General features: G+C 69.6%; 10 protein-coding genes. 8 read left to right on the top strand and 2 right to left on the bottom strand.

What is annotated here, in order from left to right; translation table 11 throughout:
- Positions 1 to 29: 29 nt before the first annotated feature.
- Positions 30 to 3071 carry a penicillin-binding protein 1A gene (locus MFF40_RS13885; RefSeq protein ID WP_238260912.1) on the bottom strand — a complete coding sequence of 1014 codons (3042 nt, stop codon included), beginning with the start codon at positions 3069 to 3071 and terminating at the stop codon, positions 30 to 32.
- Positions 3072 to 3244: 173 nt separating this feature from the next.
- On the opposite strand from MFF40_RS13885, the gene MFF40_RS13890 reads away from it, so the two are divergent.
- The 8 genes from MFF40_RS13890 (at position 3245) to MFF40_RS13925 (ending at position 12414) form a co-directional block, all read left to right on the top strand.
- Complete coding sequence (locus MFF40_RS13890) at positions 3245 to 3532, top strand: BrnT family toxin (protein WP_147853888.1); 288 nt, start codon at positions 3245 to 3247, stop codon at positions 3530 to 3532.
- Positions 3474 to 3845: a BrnA antitoxin family protein gene (locus MFF40_RS13895; protein WP_147853887.1), complete on the top strand. Its 372-nt coding sequence runs from the start codon at positions 3474 to 3476 to the stop codon at positions 3843 to 3845. Before MFF40_RS13890 ends, MFF40_RS13895 begins: the two co-directional genes overlap by 59 nt.
- A 65-nt stretch (positions 3846 to 3910) precedes the next feature.
- Positions 3911 to 5578 (top strand): alpha-amylase family protein, encoded by a 1668-nt coding sequence (locus MFF40_RS13900; protein WP_147853886.1) that lies wholly within the window; start codon positions 3911 to 3913, stop codon positions 5576 to 5578.
- A 58-nt stretch (positions 5579 to 5636) separates the two neighbouring features.
- A complete protein-coding gene (locus tag MFF40_RS13905; protein WP_147853885.1) occupies positions 5637 to 6026 on the top strand; it encodes a hypothetical protein in 390 nt (129 codons plus the stop codon).
- Positions 6027 to 6111: 85 nt separating this feature from the next.
- Entirely contained in the window at positions 6112 to 6756 is a 645-nt protein-coding gene (locus tag MFF40_RS13910; RefSeq protein ID WP_147853884.1) for an MBL fold metallo-hydrolase, read from the top strand.
- Positions 6757 to 6760: 4 nt separating this feature from the next.
- Entirely contained in the window at positions 6761 to 7723 is a 963-nt protein-coding gene (locus MFF40_RS13915) for an aldo/keto reductase (RefSeq protein WP_238260914.1), read from the top strand.
- 178 nt (positions 7724 to 7901) lie between these two features.
- Positions 7902 to 10346, top strand: a complete 2445-nt coding sequence (gene gyrB, locus MFF40_RS13920) for a DNA topoisomerase (ATP-hydrolyzing) subunit B (protein ID WP_147853882.1) — start codon at positions 7902 to 7904, stop codon at positions 10344 to 10346.
- 400 nt (positions 10347 to 10746) lie between these two features.
- The gene (locus tag MFF40_RS13925; protein ID WP_147853881.1) at positions 10747 to 12414 is read left to right on the top strand and encodes a methyl-accepting chemotaxis protein; all 1668 of its coding nucleotides are present in this window, start codon (positions 10747 to 10749) and stop codon (positions 12412 to 12414) included.
- Between the two features lie 39 nt (positions 12415 to 12453).
- Here the strand turns inward: MFF40_RS13925 and asd are convergent, their stop codons facing one another.
- On the bottom strand, positions 12454 to 13344 hold the full coding sequence (gene asd, locus MFF40_RS13930; RefSeq protein WP_238260916.1) for an archaetidylserine decarboxylase: 891 nt from the start codon (positions 13342 to 13344) through the stop codon (positions 12454 to 12456).
- Between the last annotated feature and the right edge of the window lie 20 nt (positions 13345 to 13364).

A 13364-nucleotide genomic window follows, 5' to 3' on the forward strand; every position in this document is an offset into this window, starting at 1 on the left:
CGGGCGTCTCATCGGTCGGAGCGGGTGGGTCAGTAGCCCGGGTCTTCGCCGAACAGGTAGTCCGGGTCGCGGCGGCGCGGCCGGCGCACGCCTTCGTCTCCGAAAGGCGAGCGCGCCGTCTGGCCGGGCCAGGGCCTGTAGGCGTCCTGGCCGTAGGAATCCAGATCGCCCTGCGCACGGCGGCTGCGCGCAGCGGGGCGTTCGCCGAAGGGATCGAGGGGATCGGGGGCGGCGCGTTCGCCGGTCATGTTGCCGTAATAGTCGCCGGCCACGCTCGCGCCGTCCTCACTGCCGGAGAGGTCGCCGTCCTGCGCGTCCGGCCGCATGGCGTAGAGGGTCTCGCGCGGCACCAGGCGGAACTGGGTGTCGGCCATCTGGCCGTCGCCGCTGGTGCGGAAATGCTCGATGAAGCCGCCGCCCGCGACCCGCTGGCCGCTATGCGGGTCGATCGCCAGGTCGGCGATGAACGGCCGCGCCTCGGGGGAGGGGCCGCGCAGGGGCGTCTTCGGGATGCCGTTGGCCCAGGCCGCCTGCAGGATGGTGGAGGCGATCGGGACCGAGAGATGCCCGCCGGTCTGACCGCGGCCGAGCGTCTTGCGGCTGCCGTCGGCGTTGTCGTAGCCGACCCAGACCACCACGGTGATCTCGTTGGTGAAGCCCGCGAACCAGGCGTCGTTCTCGTTCTCGGAGGTGCCGGTCTTGCCGGCGACGTAGGCCGACACCTTGGACAGGGCCGCCGCGGTGCCGTGCTGGGTGACGCCCTGCAGCATGGTCTTGAGCTGGTAGAACGCGATCCGGTCGGCCGAGCCGATCCGCGTGGGCTCGCGGGCGGCGTGGGTGTAGAGCGCCTTGCCGTCCCGCTCGACCGATTCGAGCGCGAACGGCGCCGGTCGGGCGCCCTCGTTGGCCACCGCCGCGTAGAACCCGGCAAGGTCGAGCATCCGGACCGGCTGGGCGCCGAGAACGAACGGATAGTAGGGCTCGCACTCGGCGTAGATCTGCGCCTCCAAGGCGATGTCGCAGACCCGCTTCAGGCTGGCCGGCGCCTTCGGGGCGATGCCCCCCTGCAATAGCCGGGCGGTGACGAGGTTCTTGGAGAATTCCAGGCCCCTGCGCAGGGTCGTGGGTCCGGAGCCGCCGCCCTCGTAGTTCTTCGGCGACCAGGAATCCCCGGATCCGCCGATCGGCGGCAGGGTCACGGCGGAATCCATCACCAGGGTGTTGGGCTGGAGCCCGGCATTCAGCGCGGCCAGGTAGGTCAGCGGCTTGAGGGTCGAGCCGGGCTGGCGCACCGCCTGGGTGACCCGGTTGAGCTGGCTCAGCGGATAGGAGAACCCACCCGCCATGGCCAGGATGCGGCCGGTCTGGTTCTCCATGACCAGGGCGGCACCCTGCACGTTGGGCCGGACCCGAAGCTGGGCCCGGGGCGCGCCGCGCCCCTCCGTGAGCTTGACCCGGACCACGTCGTAGAGCTGCAGCTTGCCCCGGGCGACGCCCGGATCGAGGGTGGCGGTGCGGCCGTCGGCAAGGCCGACCTTCACGGGTCCGCGCCCGGGCTCGAGCACGACGGCGACGGGCCAGTGCACGTCGTACAGGGTCGGCCGCGCGCTCTCCAGGGCACGCAGCCAGACGGGCTTCACCTGCGGCGCCGCCGCGACCTTCGGCTTGGGCGCCTTGGCGCCCGGTTTCGCATCGGGCTTCACCGGATCCTTCGCGGCCTCGGCCCGGGCCCCCGTCACGCCGGGCGCGCTCTGTACCGATCCTTCCGGCGCGGGCGTCGCCGCCTGGATCCGGCGGATGCTGTCGGCGAGGTTGAGTTCGGGACCCGTGTAGGTCTGGCGTCCGGTCGCGCGCTCGTAGTTGGCGAGCCCGTCCTGCAGCGCCCCCTCGACGGCGCGCTGGAGCCCGGCATTGATCGTCGAGCGGACCGTGAACGAGCCGGCGGTCAGCGAATCCACCCCCGCGAAGGTGCGGGCCTCGCGGTTCAGGTAATCGACCACGTAGAAGCCCGAATCCCGCCGCGTCGCGTCCACCGGCTTCAGCCCGAGATCGGCGTTGACCGCGCCGGCCATCTCGGCATCGGTGATCGTGCCTTCCTCCTTGAGGCGGGCGAGCACGTAGGCGCGCCGTTCGCGCGCCCGCTCCGGGTACTTGTCCGGACTGTAGAAGTTGGGTCCCTTCGGCATGCCGGCCAGCAGGGCGGCCTCCGGCAGGGTCAGCTGCCCGACCGACTTCCCGAAATAGCTCTGCGCCGCCATCTCGATGCCGTAGGCGCCGCGGCCGAGATAGATGCCGTTGAGGTAGAGCCCGAGGATCTGCGGCTTCGTGAGGATCCGCTCCAGGCGGGCCGCCACGATCATCTCGCGGATCTTGCGCTCGTAGGTGACGTCGTCGCCGACCGAGAGGTTCTTCACCACCTGCTGGGTGATGGTGGAGCCGCCGGCCGGCCGCCCGGGCGAGGCGAGGTTGCCGATGAAGGCGCGGATCACGCCGCGCTCGTCGATGCCGTGGTGGCTCTCGAAGCGCTTGTCTTCCGCCGCGATGAACGCCTTCTGCACGAGGTTCGGCACCGCGGTGATCGGCACCACGAGCCGGCGGCCGTTCGCCTCGAAGGTCTCGGCGAAGGGCTTGCCCGACCCGTCGAGGATGCGGGTCATGCCGGGCAGGACCTTGTCCCGGAGCGCCTCGGCGGTGGGCAGGTCCTTGGTGGCGTTGTCGTAGAACTCGATGACCTCGCGGGCATTGAACGGCGAGATCGCCGGGTTCTCACCCTTGCAGAACTGCTTGTAGCTGGTGTTCAGCTCGTCGAGGTTGAGCCCGTGCAGGATCTTCGGCGCCCCCGGCCCGGCGACGCTCGTCGGATCCTCCATGGCGGTGGTGATCAATTCATCGAGATTGATGTCCTCGATGTCGAACGCCTTGCGCATGTGGGCGCAGCCGTCGCGCAGCAGGCGCACGACCTCGGCCTGATCGGTGAACGGATCGAACTGGGTCCGCACCGCGTCCGGCCGCGTCGTGACCTGGCTCAGCGTCAGGGCCGTCGCGAACAGCTTGATCAGGATGGCGTTCATGCGGTCCGGATTCGAGGGGGCGGCGGAGCGGGTGCGAACCTCCCGGGTGCGCCGCCGAACTGGGCGAGCACAACGCGGCTGTTTTAAGGAAAAGCCTGCCGGGGTGCCCCCACCCGCAAGCTTCGCCACAGCACGTATTGACAGAACGTATTGACATCAAGGGGCGGCCGGCCATGTTCGAGTGGGACGAGGCGAAGCGCCGGGCGAACCTCGCCAAGCACCGCCTCGATTTCCGGGACGCGGTCGCCCTGTTCGACGGACGCCCCCGGCTCGAAGGTCCGGCAGCCTTCCGGGACGAGGCGCGCCACGTCACGGTCGGGGTCCTGGGTGAGGTGCACGTCACCCTTGTCTGGACCTGGCACCTGGATCGGCGGCGGTTGATCTCGTTCAGGAGGGCGCGGCGTGAAGAACGACAAGCATGCAGTCAGGCATTCGTCGGCGGACCTGACAGCGATGTTTGAGCACGGCGACAGCGAGAGCGACTGGGACGCCGTGAAGGCGCTGACCGATGCCGACGTCGACGCGGCCGTCGCGACCGATCCCGACGAGGCCGATCTGGAGATCGACTGGAGCCAAGCGGTCATCCATCCGGAGTCCCGGAAGAAGATCGTGACCATGCGGGTCGATGCCGATGTCCTGGCGTTCTTCAGGGAACAGGGGCGCGGCTACCAGACCAAGATCAACAGCGTGCTGCGCGCCTACATGGATCATGCGCGCGAGGAGCCGGATCGACCCCTTCGATCAGGCGGAACCAATTCCCGCCGGTCGTCGTAGGGTCGCCGGCGCGGCCGGTCCTCATGGCCGAACGGCGCTTCTGAAGGCGCCTCGCGAGGACCGGCATGATCAACGACCTCTGGTACAAGAACGCGGTCATCTACTGCCTGTCGGTCGGCACCTTCATGGACGCCAACGGCGACGGCATCGGAGACTTCGCCGGGCTCGAGCGGCGGCTGGACTACATCCAGGGCCTGGGCGCCACCGCGATCTGGCTGATGCCGTTCCAGCCCTCGCCCAAGCGCGACGGCGGCTACGACATCGCGGATTATTACGGGGTCGATCCCGATTACGGCTCGCTCGGCGATTTCGTCGCCTTCGCGCACGCGGCCAAGCAGCGGGGCCTGCGGGTGCTGATCGACCTCGTGGTCAACCACACCTCGGACAAGCACCGCTGGTTCCAGTCGGCCCGTTCCGACCCGAACTCGCCCTACCGCGACTGGTACGTCTGGTCGAAGGAGCGCCCGGCCGGCACCGACGAGGGCATGGTCTTCCCCGGCGTCCAGGAGACCACCTGGACCTACGACGAGAAGGCCGGCGCCTGGTACTTCCACCGGTTCTTCGACTTCCAGCCCGATCTCAACACCGCCAACCCCGAGGTGCTGGCCGAGATCCTGAAGATCATGGGCTTCTGGATCGAACTCGGCGTGTCCGGCTTCCGGATGGACGCGGTGCCGTTCGTCATCGCCGAGAAGGGCGCCGACGTCGGCGGCAAGCCGCGCGAGCAGTTCGACATGCTGCGCGACTTCCGCGAGTTCCTGCAATGGCGCAAGGGCGACGCGATCATCCTGGCCGAGGCCAACATCCTGCCGAAGCAGGACCTCGACTATTTCGGCGACGACGCCGACCGCATGCACATGATGTTCAACTTCCAGGTCAACCAATCGACCTTCTACGCCCTGGCCGCGCACGATGCCCGCCCCCTGGTGAAGGCGATCGAGCGGACCAAGCCCCGCCCGCTCTCGTGCCAGTGGGGCATCTTCCTGCGCAACCACGACGAGCTGGACCTCGGCCGGCTCACCGAGACGCAGCGGCAGGCGGTGTTCGCCGAATTCGGCCCCGAGAAGGGGATGCAGCTCTACGACCGCGGCATCCGGCGCCGCTTTGCCCCCATGCTGGCGGGCGACCCCCGCCGGATCCGGCTGGCCTACTCGCTGATGTTCACCCTGCCGGGGACGCCGGTGATCCGCTACGGCGACGAGATCGGCATGGGCGACGACCTGGGCCTGAAGGAGCGGGACTGCGCCCGCACGCCGATGCAGTGGACCGCCGAGCACAAGGGCGGCTTCTCCCGGGCCGAGCGGACGGTGCTGCCGCCGATCGATCACGGCCCCTACGGCTTCGCGCACGTGAACGTCGCCGACCAGCGGCACGACCGGGGCTCGCTGCTCAACTGGATGCAGAGCATCATCCGCCACCGCAAGGAGGCGCCCGAGATCGGCTGGGGCGACGTGACGGCGGTGCCCACGGGTAAGGCCTCGGTCCTCGCCCTGCGCTACGAATGGCGCGGCAACGCCATCCTGTGCGTGCACAACCTCGCGCCAGAGCCGATCGAGATCGCCCTCCGCTCCGGCGTGCCCGAGCCGGAGCCCGACATCCTGGTCGACGTGCTCACCGGCTCGCGCAGCGACGCCGGCCCCGAGGGCAGCCACTGCCTGTTCCTGGAGGGCTACGGCTACCACTGGTTCCGGGTCGGCGGCCTCGACGCATTGCTGAAGCGGACGCCGGGCTGAGCGGCGCCTCGCCCCCGCCCGCCCGGCGCGCTAGGGATGTGCCGGAGCGAGGATGCACATGGTTCGGACCAAACATTACCCCTCGGACGCGACGATCGCGGACGTGCTGCCCGGCCTCGAGGATGCCGAGGGCTACCTGCGCCAGGTGCTGGTCACGATGCGGATGTGCCAGAAGCATTACGGCGACGCCTGGGTCCGGATCGGGGTCACCGGCAAGGCGACGGCGCCGTCGTACCGGGTCGACCGGCCGGACGCGTCCTCCGCCCCGGCCGAAGCCGGAACCACGGAGCCGGGCACGGCGATCTTCGGCGCCTACGGCGGCCGGTCCCACGACCGCTTCACGAAGGTCAACACCGCCGAGACCCGGTGGAGCAGCCGGTCGATGGGCATGGCCGAGATGCTCGCGCTCCACGACAGCCTGCGCCGGCCGAAGGACGGGTCGGCCTGACCGGCCGCGGGGTGCCGCACGGCCGGTTCTGCGCTAGAACCCGGTCCAGAGCGCCGACGGCGGCGCAGCCAACCCGCGGAACCCCATGCCAGGAACGCCCCGCGCCGGGATCATCCCGGTCACGCCCTTCCAGCAGAACTGCACGCTGATCTGGGACGACGCCACCAAGGTCGGCGCCGTCGTCGATCCGGGCGGCGACCTCGACCGGATCGAGGCCGCCATCCGGGAGCAGGGCGTGCGGGTCGAAAAGATCCTGCTGACCCACGGCCATGTCGACCACGCCGCCGGCGCCGACGAGCTGCGCGAGCGCCTCGGCGTGCCGATCGAGGGCCCGCACCGCGCCGACAAGTTCCTGCTCGATTCCCTGCCTGAGACGGCGGCCAATTACGGGATCGGCGAGGGCAGGGCCGTGACCCCCGATCGCTGGCTCGACGACGGCGACGCCGTGACGGTCGGCGAGCTCGGCTTCGACATCCTCCACTGCCCGGGCCATTCGCCCGGCAGCGTCGTGTTCGTGAGCCGGGACGCGCGCTTCGCGCTGGTCGGCGACGTGGTGTTCAAGGGCTCGGTCGGCCGCACCGACCTGCCCGGCGGCAACCACGAGCAGCTGATCCGCGCGATCAAGGAGAAGGTTCTGCCGCTCGGCGACGACATCTCCTTCATCCCCGGCCATGGCCCGACCGGCACGCTCGGCGAGGAGCGCGTCTCGAATCCGTTCCTGCAGGGCTGACACCATGGACAAGCGTCGCATCGGCCGCTCCGACCTCCGGGTCGCGCCCTTCTGCCTCGGCGGCAACGTCTTCGGCTGGACCGCGGACGAGGCGACCTCGTTCGCCATCCTCGACCGGTTCGTGGAGCGCGGCTTCGACTTCATCGATACGGCGAACGTCTATTCGCGCTGGGCGCCCGGCCACCGGGGCGGCGAATCCGAGACCGTGATCGGCCGCTGGTTCGCGGCGCGCCCGGGCGCCCGGGACAGGATCGTGCTGGCCACCAAGGTCGGCATGGACATGGGCGAGGCCGGCAAGGGTCTGTCGGCGCGCCACATCGAGCAGGCCTGCGAGGCGTCCCTCCGGCGGCTCCAGACCAACCGGATCGACCTCTATCAGTCGCATCTCGTTGACGCGGAGGTGCCCCTGGAGGAGACCCTGCGGGCCTACGAGCGCCTGATCGCTTCGGGCAAGGTCCGGACGATCGGGGCTTCGAATTACGGCGTCGCGCGCCTGTCCGAGGCGTTGACGCTGTCGGCCTCGTCGGGCCTGCCGCGCTACGAGTGCCTGCAGCCGGATTACAGCCTGGCCGAGCGCGGCTACGAGGCGGAACTCGAACCCCTGTGCCGGGCGGAACAGGTCGGCGTGATCGGCTACTTCTCGCTGGCGGCCGGCTTCCTCACCGGCAAGTACCGGTCCGCGCAGGATGCGGCGGGACGCGCCCGGGAGAACCGCGTCGCGAAGTACCTCACCCCGCGCGGGCTGGCGCTCCTCGACGTGCTCGATTCGGTCGCCCGGGACCGGGACGCGACGCAGGCCCAGGTGGCGCTGGCCTGGATCATCGCCCGGCCCGGCATCACCGCGCCGATCGCCAGCGCGACGTCGGTGGCGCAGCTCGACGACCTGCTCGGCGCTGCCGAGCTGCGGCTGTCGGCCGAGGCGATCGCCCGTTTGGACGCGGCCAGCGCGGGCGGCATCGAGGGCTAACGGGGCGTTAAGCGCGGAGCCTCAGAAAAGCGGGTGCACGGGCGCGTGCGAGCCCGTAAAATCGTGCAATCTCAACGCGGAACCCCTATATCAGGCGGACCAAGCGAGAGCGCAGGCGTGGGCGCCCGACGGCGCGAGTCCCTCCGTCGCGAACTGGTCCGCCTGCCCGAGGAATTTCATGGCCGACACCCCTCCGAACGAGCCCGCCGAGTACGGCGCGGAATCGATCCGCGTGCTGAAGGGCCTCGACGCCGTCCGCAAGCGGCCCGGCATGTATATCGGCGACACCGACGACGGCTCGGGCCTGCACCACATGGTCTACGAGGTGGTGGACAACGCCATCGACGAGGCCTTGGGCGGCCATGCCGACCTCGTCACCGTGCAGCTCAACGCCGACGGCTCGGTCACGGTCTCCGACAACGGCCGCGGCATCCCCACCGACATCCACAAGGAGGAGGGGGTCTCGGCGGCCGAGGTCATCATGACCCAGCTGCACGCCGGCGGTAAGTTCGACCAGAATTCCTACAAGGTCTCCGGCGGCCTGCACGGCGTCGGCGTCTCGGTGGTGAACGCGCTGTCGTCGTTCCTGAAGCTCCGGATCTGGCGCAACGGGATGGAGCACGCGATGGAGTTCCGTCACGGCGATGCCGTGGCGCCCCTCGAGATCGTGGGCCCCGGCGAGGGGCGGCGCGGGACGGAAGTGACCTTCCTGCCCTCAACCAACACCTTCACGATGATCGAGTTCGACTACGGCACGTTGGAGAAGCGGCTGCGCGAACTCGCCTTCCTCAATTCCGGCGTGCGCATCGTCCTGACCGATGCGCGCCATGCCGAGCACAAGCGCGAGGAGCTGTACTACGAGGGCGGCATCGAGGCCTTCGTCCGGTACCTGGACCGGTCCCGCAAGCCGATCGAAGGCATGGCGAGCCCCGTGGTGGTCCGGGCCGAGCGCGAGGGCATCCGGGTCGAGGTCGCGCTCTGGTGGAACGATTCGTTCAACGAGACGGTGCTGCCGTTCACCAACAACATCCCGCAGCGCGATGGCGGCACGCACATGGCGGGCTTCCGGGCGGCGCTGACCCGCCAGATCACCGGTTACGCCGATTCGTCGGGCGTCTCGAAGCGCGAGAAGGTCTCGCTCACCGGCGAGGATTGCCGGGAGGGCCTGACCGCGGTCATCTCCGTGCAGGTGCCGGATCCGAAATTCTCGTCGCAGACCAAGGACAAGCTGGTCTCCTCCGAGGTCCGCCCGGCGGTCGAGAACGTGCTGAACGAGGGCCTGTCGACCTGGCTCGAGGAGAACCCGCAGCAGGCCCGCTCGGTGATGGGCAAGGTCGTGCTGGCGGCCTCCGCCCGCGAGGCGGCCCGGAAGGCCCGCGAGACCGTGACCCGCAAGGGCGCGCTGGACATCGCCTCGCTTCCCGGCAAGCTCGCCGACTGCCAGGAGCGCGACCCGTCGAAGTGCGAGATCCTGCTGGTCGAGGGCGATTCGGCCGGCGGCTCGGCGAAACAGGGCCGCGACCGGGCGTTCCAGGCCGTGCTGCCGCTACGCGGCAAGATCCTCAACGTCGAGCGGGTGCGGGCCGACCGCATGCTGTCCTCGGCGGAGATCGGCACCCTGATCACGGCGCTGGGCGCCGGGATCGGCCGCTCGTCCACCGACCGGGAAGGCTTCAACCCGGAGAAGCTGCGCTACCACCGCATCATCATCATGACCGACGCGGATGTCGACGGCTCGCACATCCGGACCCTGCTGCTGACGTTCTTCTTCCGCCAGATGCCGGAGCTGATCGACCGCGGCCACCTCTACATCGCCCAGCCGCCGCTCTACAAAGCCGAGCGCGGCCGCAGGGCGATCTACCTCAAGGACGAGCGCGCCCTCGAGGATTACCTGATCGACCAGGGCACCGACGGGGCGATCCTGCGGCTCTCGACGGGGGCGGAGTTCACCGGGCCGCAGCTGAAGAGCCTGGTCGAGGAGGCCCGCGGCTTCCGCAACGTGCTCCAGGGACTCCACACCCGCTACGACCGCTCGGTGGTCGAGCAGGCGGTTCTGGCCGGGGCGTTCGACGGGGAGGCGGCGTCGAGGGTGGGCGAGGCCGAGGTCCTGGCCGACACGACCGCGCGCCGCCTCGATCTGATCGCCGACGAGATCGAGCAGGGCTGGCAGGGCGAAGCCCACGAGGGCGGCTATCGCCTCACCCGGACCCTGCGCGGGGTCAAGCAGGTCGCCACCCTGGATGCCAGCCTGATCTCGTCCCAGGAAGCCCGGCGCCTGTCCGAGCGCGCCGACGCGTTCCGGGAGATCTACGGCGAGCCGGCCACGCTGATGCGCAAGACCGACGAGACCGTGCTGCACGGGCCCGTCGCCCTGTTCGAGGCCGTGATGGCCTTCGGCCGCAAGGGCCTCCAGCTCCAGCGCTACAAGGGGCTGGGCGAGATGACCGCGCAGCAGCTCTGGGAGACCACGCTGGACCGCGAGGTGCGCTCCCTGCTGCAGGTGAAGGTCAAGGACACGACCGACGCCGACGACCTGTTCGTCAAGCTGATGGGCGACGTGGTCGAGCCGCGGCGGGAGTTCATCCAGGAGAACGCCCTGAGTGTCGCTAATCTCGACGTGTGACCGGCTTCTTAGGGGACGACCCGAAGCGACGGCGGCCACCCGCATGGGCCGCCGCCGCAGCGGTTTGATCGGCGGAAACGGCGACGCGAGACGCCTTTATCCAGCAACACGCCATATGACCCTGGTGCTCGATCGCCAGTCGGCGCTGCTGTGATCGATGTGTCGTTCGCGTGACAAATTTTGATGTGTGTGCGTTCGAGACGCGCATAACGATGAGCACAACAACCCAATAGCGCTCAGTAAGACATCAATCTATTTTCGCGCATCTATGATAAAATACAGTATTATAATTACAGATTACCATATAAATATAACTCTGATCAAACTTGCCATCGCTTCGAGCATCGATTGATATCGTGCCGGCTTCGAAAATCGAATCGCCGTGGACCGGACGTCGTTGATGCACGTGACTATTAAAACCCGACTCGTTGCGCTTCTGGCGATCCTGGGCGTTCTGTTGTTGGGCTCGACCGCGCTCGGAAATCTGGCTCTGTACTGGAACACGCGAAGTCTGCAGACGGTCTTCGAGGACCGGGTCGTTCCGCTCGGTCAGTTCAGCGGATTGCGCGATGCCTACGACAGCCTGGTGGAGGCTTCGCGCACCCTGAGTGGCGGACAGTCCGATCCGCGTCCGGGGGTCGAAATCATCCAGCGCGCGCAGGCGCAGGCGAAGCGGCAATGGGCCGATTACCTCGCCACGTATCTGACCCCCGAGGAAAAAATCCTCGCCGCGGAGCTTCAGGGGCAGATCGACCGGAACGACACGATCATCGCCGATCTCGTGCGCCTCGCCGGCGCCAACCAGACGAGCGCCTATGCGGATCGGCACGCGGACCTCCTGAACGCGATGGTGCGGACGCAAGCCAGCATCGGACAGCTGACGGGCTTGCAGATCCGGGAGGCGCGGGAGGCGTTCGAGAGCGCGCAGCGGACGTCGGGCTGGACCAGCCTCCTTCTCCTCGCCGCCGTCGCGCTGGCCACCGTCGCGATCGTGTACGGCATCCTGACCGTGCTCAAGCAGGTCGCCGGCCCGCTCGCCGGGATGACCGCGGCGATGACCCGCCTGGCGTCCGGAGACCTGGACGCGCCGGTTCTCGGCGCGGATCGCCGGGACGAGGTCGGCGCCATGGCCGGCGCCGTGCAGGTGTTCAAGGACGCGCTCATCGCCAAGCGGCGTGCCGACGCCGAGGCGGCCGCCGAGAACGCGGCCAAGGACCGCCGCACGCTGGCGCTGGACGAGGCCACCCGCACGTTCCGCGGCGCCGTCTCGAAGATGACCCAGACCCTGTCGGCCGCCGCGGAGGAGATGGAGGCGACCGCCCAGGCGATGAGCCGGACGGCCGACCGGACGGCGGCGCAGTCGCTCAGCGTCGCCTCCGGCGCCGAGCAGACCTCGGCGAACGTACAGACCGTCGCCGCGGCGAGCGAAGAGCTGGCGGCTTCGATCGGCGCGATCAACGTCCAGATCGTCCGTTCCTCCGACATGGCCGAGCGCGCCGCCGCCGACGCCGCTCAGACCACCGCGATCATGCAGGGACTGGCCGACGGCGCCGAGTCGATCGGCGCGGTGGTCGAGCTGATCAGCGGCATCGCGGCGCAGACCAATCTCCTCGCCCTCAACGCCACGATCGAGGCGGCGCGCGCCGGCGAGGCGGGCCGGGGCTTCGCCGTGGTGGCGGGCGAGGTCAAGGAACTCGCCGCCCAGACCGCCAAGGCCACCGAGACCATCTCCCGGCAGATCGCGGCCATCCAGGGCGAGACCCATCGGGCCGTCGAGGCGATCCGGACGATCTCGGCGACCATCGTGGAGCTCCGCTCCATCGCGGTCGGCGTCACGGCGTCTATGGAGGAGCAGGGCGCCGTCACCCAGGAGATCGTCCGCAGCGTCACGCAGGCGGCCCAGGGGACCCAGGCGGTGACGAGCAACATCGGCGCGGTCACCGCCGCCGTCGGCGAGACCGGAGCGTCGGCGTCGCAGGTCCTGATCGCCGCGACGGAACTCTCGCACCAATCGGAACGGCTGAGCGTCGAGGTCGCGGACTTCCTGGTCAAGGTCCAGGCGGCCTGAACAGGCGCGGCGGCCGGACCGCGATCCGACCGTCCGGCGCTATCCCGGTTGCGGAAGCCGCATCAGCGGCTCGCCCATCCGCAGGCGGCCGCCCTCCTGCAGCATCGGCCACAGGGTGAAACCCGGCGACGCCAGGACCACGATGGTGGAGCCGTGCTCGAACCAGCCCATCTCAGCGCCCTTCTCCTGGCGGGCGGTGCTGGGCAGGGGGCGGCCGCCGGTCCGGCGCAGGGCCACGCCCTCGGGCAGGAAGCCGAGGCGCAGGCCCGCCACCAGGATCGCCGCCACCGGCACCAGGGTGACGGGGTGGCCGGCGATCCGCAGGCGCAGCACCGCCCGCTCGTTGCGGCAGAACAGGGCCTCGACGCGCTTCAGCGCGATCGGGTTCACGTTCCAGGTGTCCCCCCAGATGTGGCGGACCGATTCGACCCGCAGGTCGTGGGGGGCGTGGAAGCGGTGATACATCCCGGCGGTCAGCCGCAGGGTCGCGTAGGCGCCGCCCTCGTGGGCGCGGGCCAGCTCCGCGTCGCCTCCGAGCAGGTCGGCGAGGCTGTACGAGAGGCCCTTGATCTGGAGGAGCCGCCCGGCCTCGATCCGGCCGTGCGCGCCCAGGATCGCGTCGCTGGGGCTCACCAGGATGGCCGGGTCCCCGGCGACCGGGCGGGCGCCGGGGCGCAGGGCCCGCACGAAGGCGGCGTGCAGGCTCGGGAACCGCGTCTCCCGGGCGTCGGTGAGATCGACGTCGCAGAACAGCCGCCAGGTGGCGATCGAGACGTCGCGCACCAGGGGCTGCTCGATCCGGCTGAACCAGCCCATGAACCGGGTGGCGAGCCGGCGCGGCAGGCGGTTGGTGAGCAGGAAGTTCAGATCTTCCTGAGCGCCCACCTGCGCCAGGGCGCGTTTGAGCCGTGATCCCGAAACCGTCATCATGCCGTGAACCGCCTCCGATA

The organism is Methylobacterium mesophilicum (assembly GCF_022179445.1).
GTDB lineage: Bacteria > Pseudomonadota > Alphaproteobacteria > Rhizobiales > Beijerinckiaceae > Methylobacterium > Methylobacterium mesophilicum.

Excerpts from the sequence above, each read along its gene's own strand:
- MFF40_RS13885 (WP_238260912.1), bottom strand. The coding sequence starts at position 3,071 with ATGAACGCCATCCTGATCAAGCTGTTCGCGACGGCCCTGACGCTGAGC.
- MFF40_RS13890 (WP_147853888.1), top strand. The coding sequence starts at position 3,245 with ATGTTCGAGTGGGACGAGGCGAAGCGCCGGGCGAACCTCGCCAAGCAC.
- MFF40_RS13900 (WP_147853886.1), top strand. The coding sequence starts at position 3,911 with ATGATCAACGACCTCTGGTACAAGAACGCGGTCATCTACTGCCTGTCG.
- MFF40_RS13905 (WP_147853885.1), top strand. The coding sequence starts at position 5,637 with ATGGTTCGGACCAAACATTACCCCTCGGACGCGACGATCGCGGACGTG.
- MFF40_RS13910 (WP_147853884.1), top strand. The coding sequence starts at position 6,112 with ATGCCAGGAACGCCCCGCGCCGGGATCATCCCGGTCACGCCCTTCCAG.
- MFF40_RS13915 (WP_238260914.1), top strand. The coding sequence starts at position 6,761 with ATGGACAAGCGTCGCATCGGCCGCTCCGACCTCCGGGTCGCGCCCTTC.
- gyrB (WP_147853882.1), top strand. The coding sequence starts at position 7,902 with ATGGCCGACACCCCTCCGAACGAGCCCGCCGAGTACGGCGCGGAATCG.
- MFF40_RS13925 (WP_147853881.1), top strand. The coding sequence starts at position 10,747 with ATGCACGTGACTATTAAAACCCGACTCGTTGCGCTTCTGGCGATCCTG.
- asd (WP_238260916.1), bottom strand. The coding sequence starts at position 13,344 with ATGATGACGGTTTCGGGATCACGGCTCAAACGCGCCCTGGCGCAGGTG.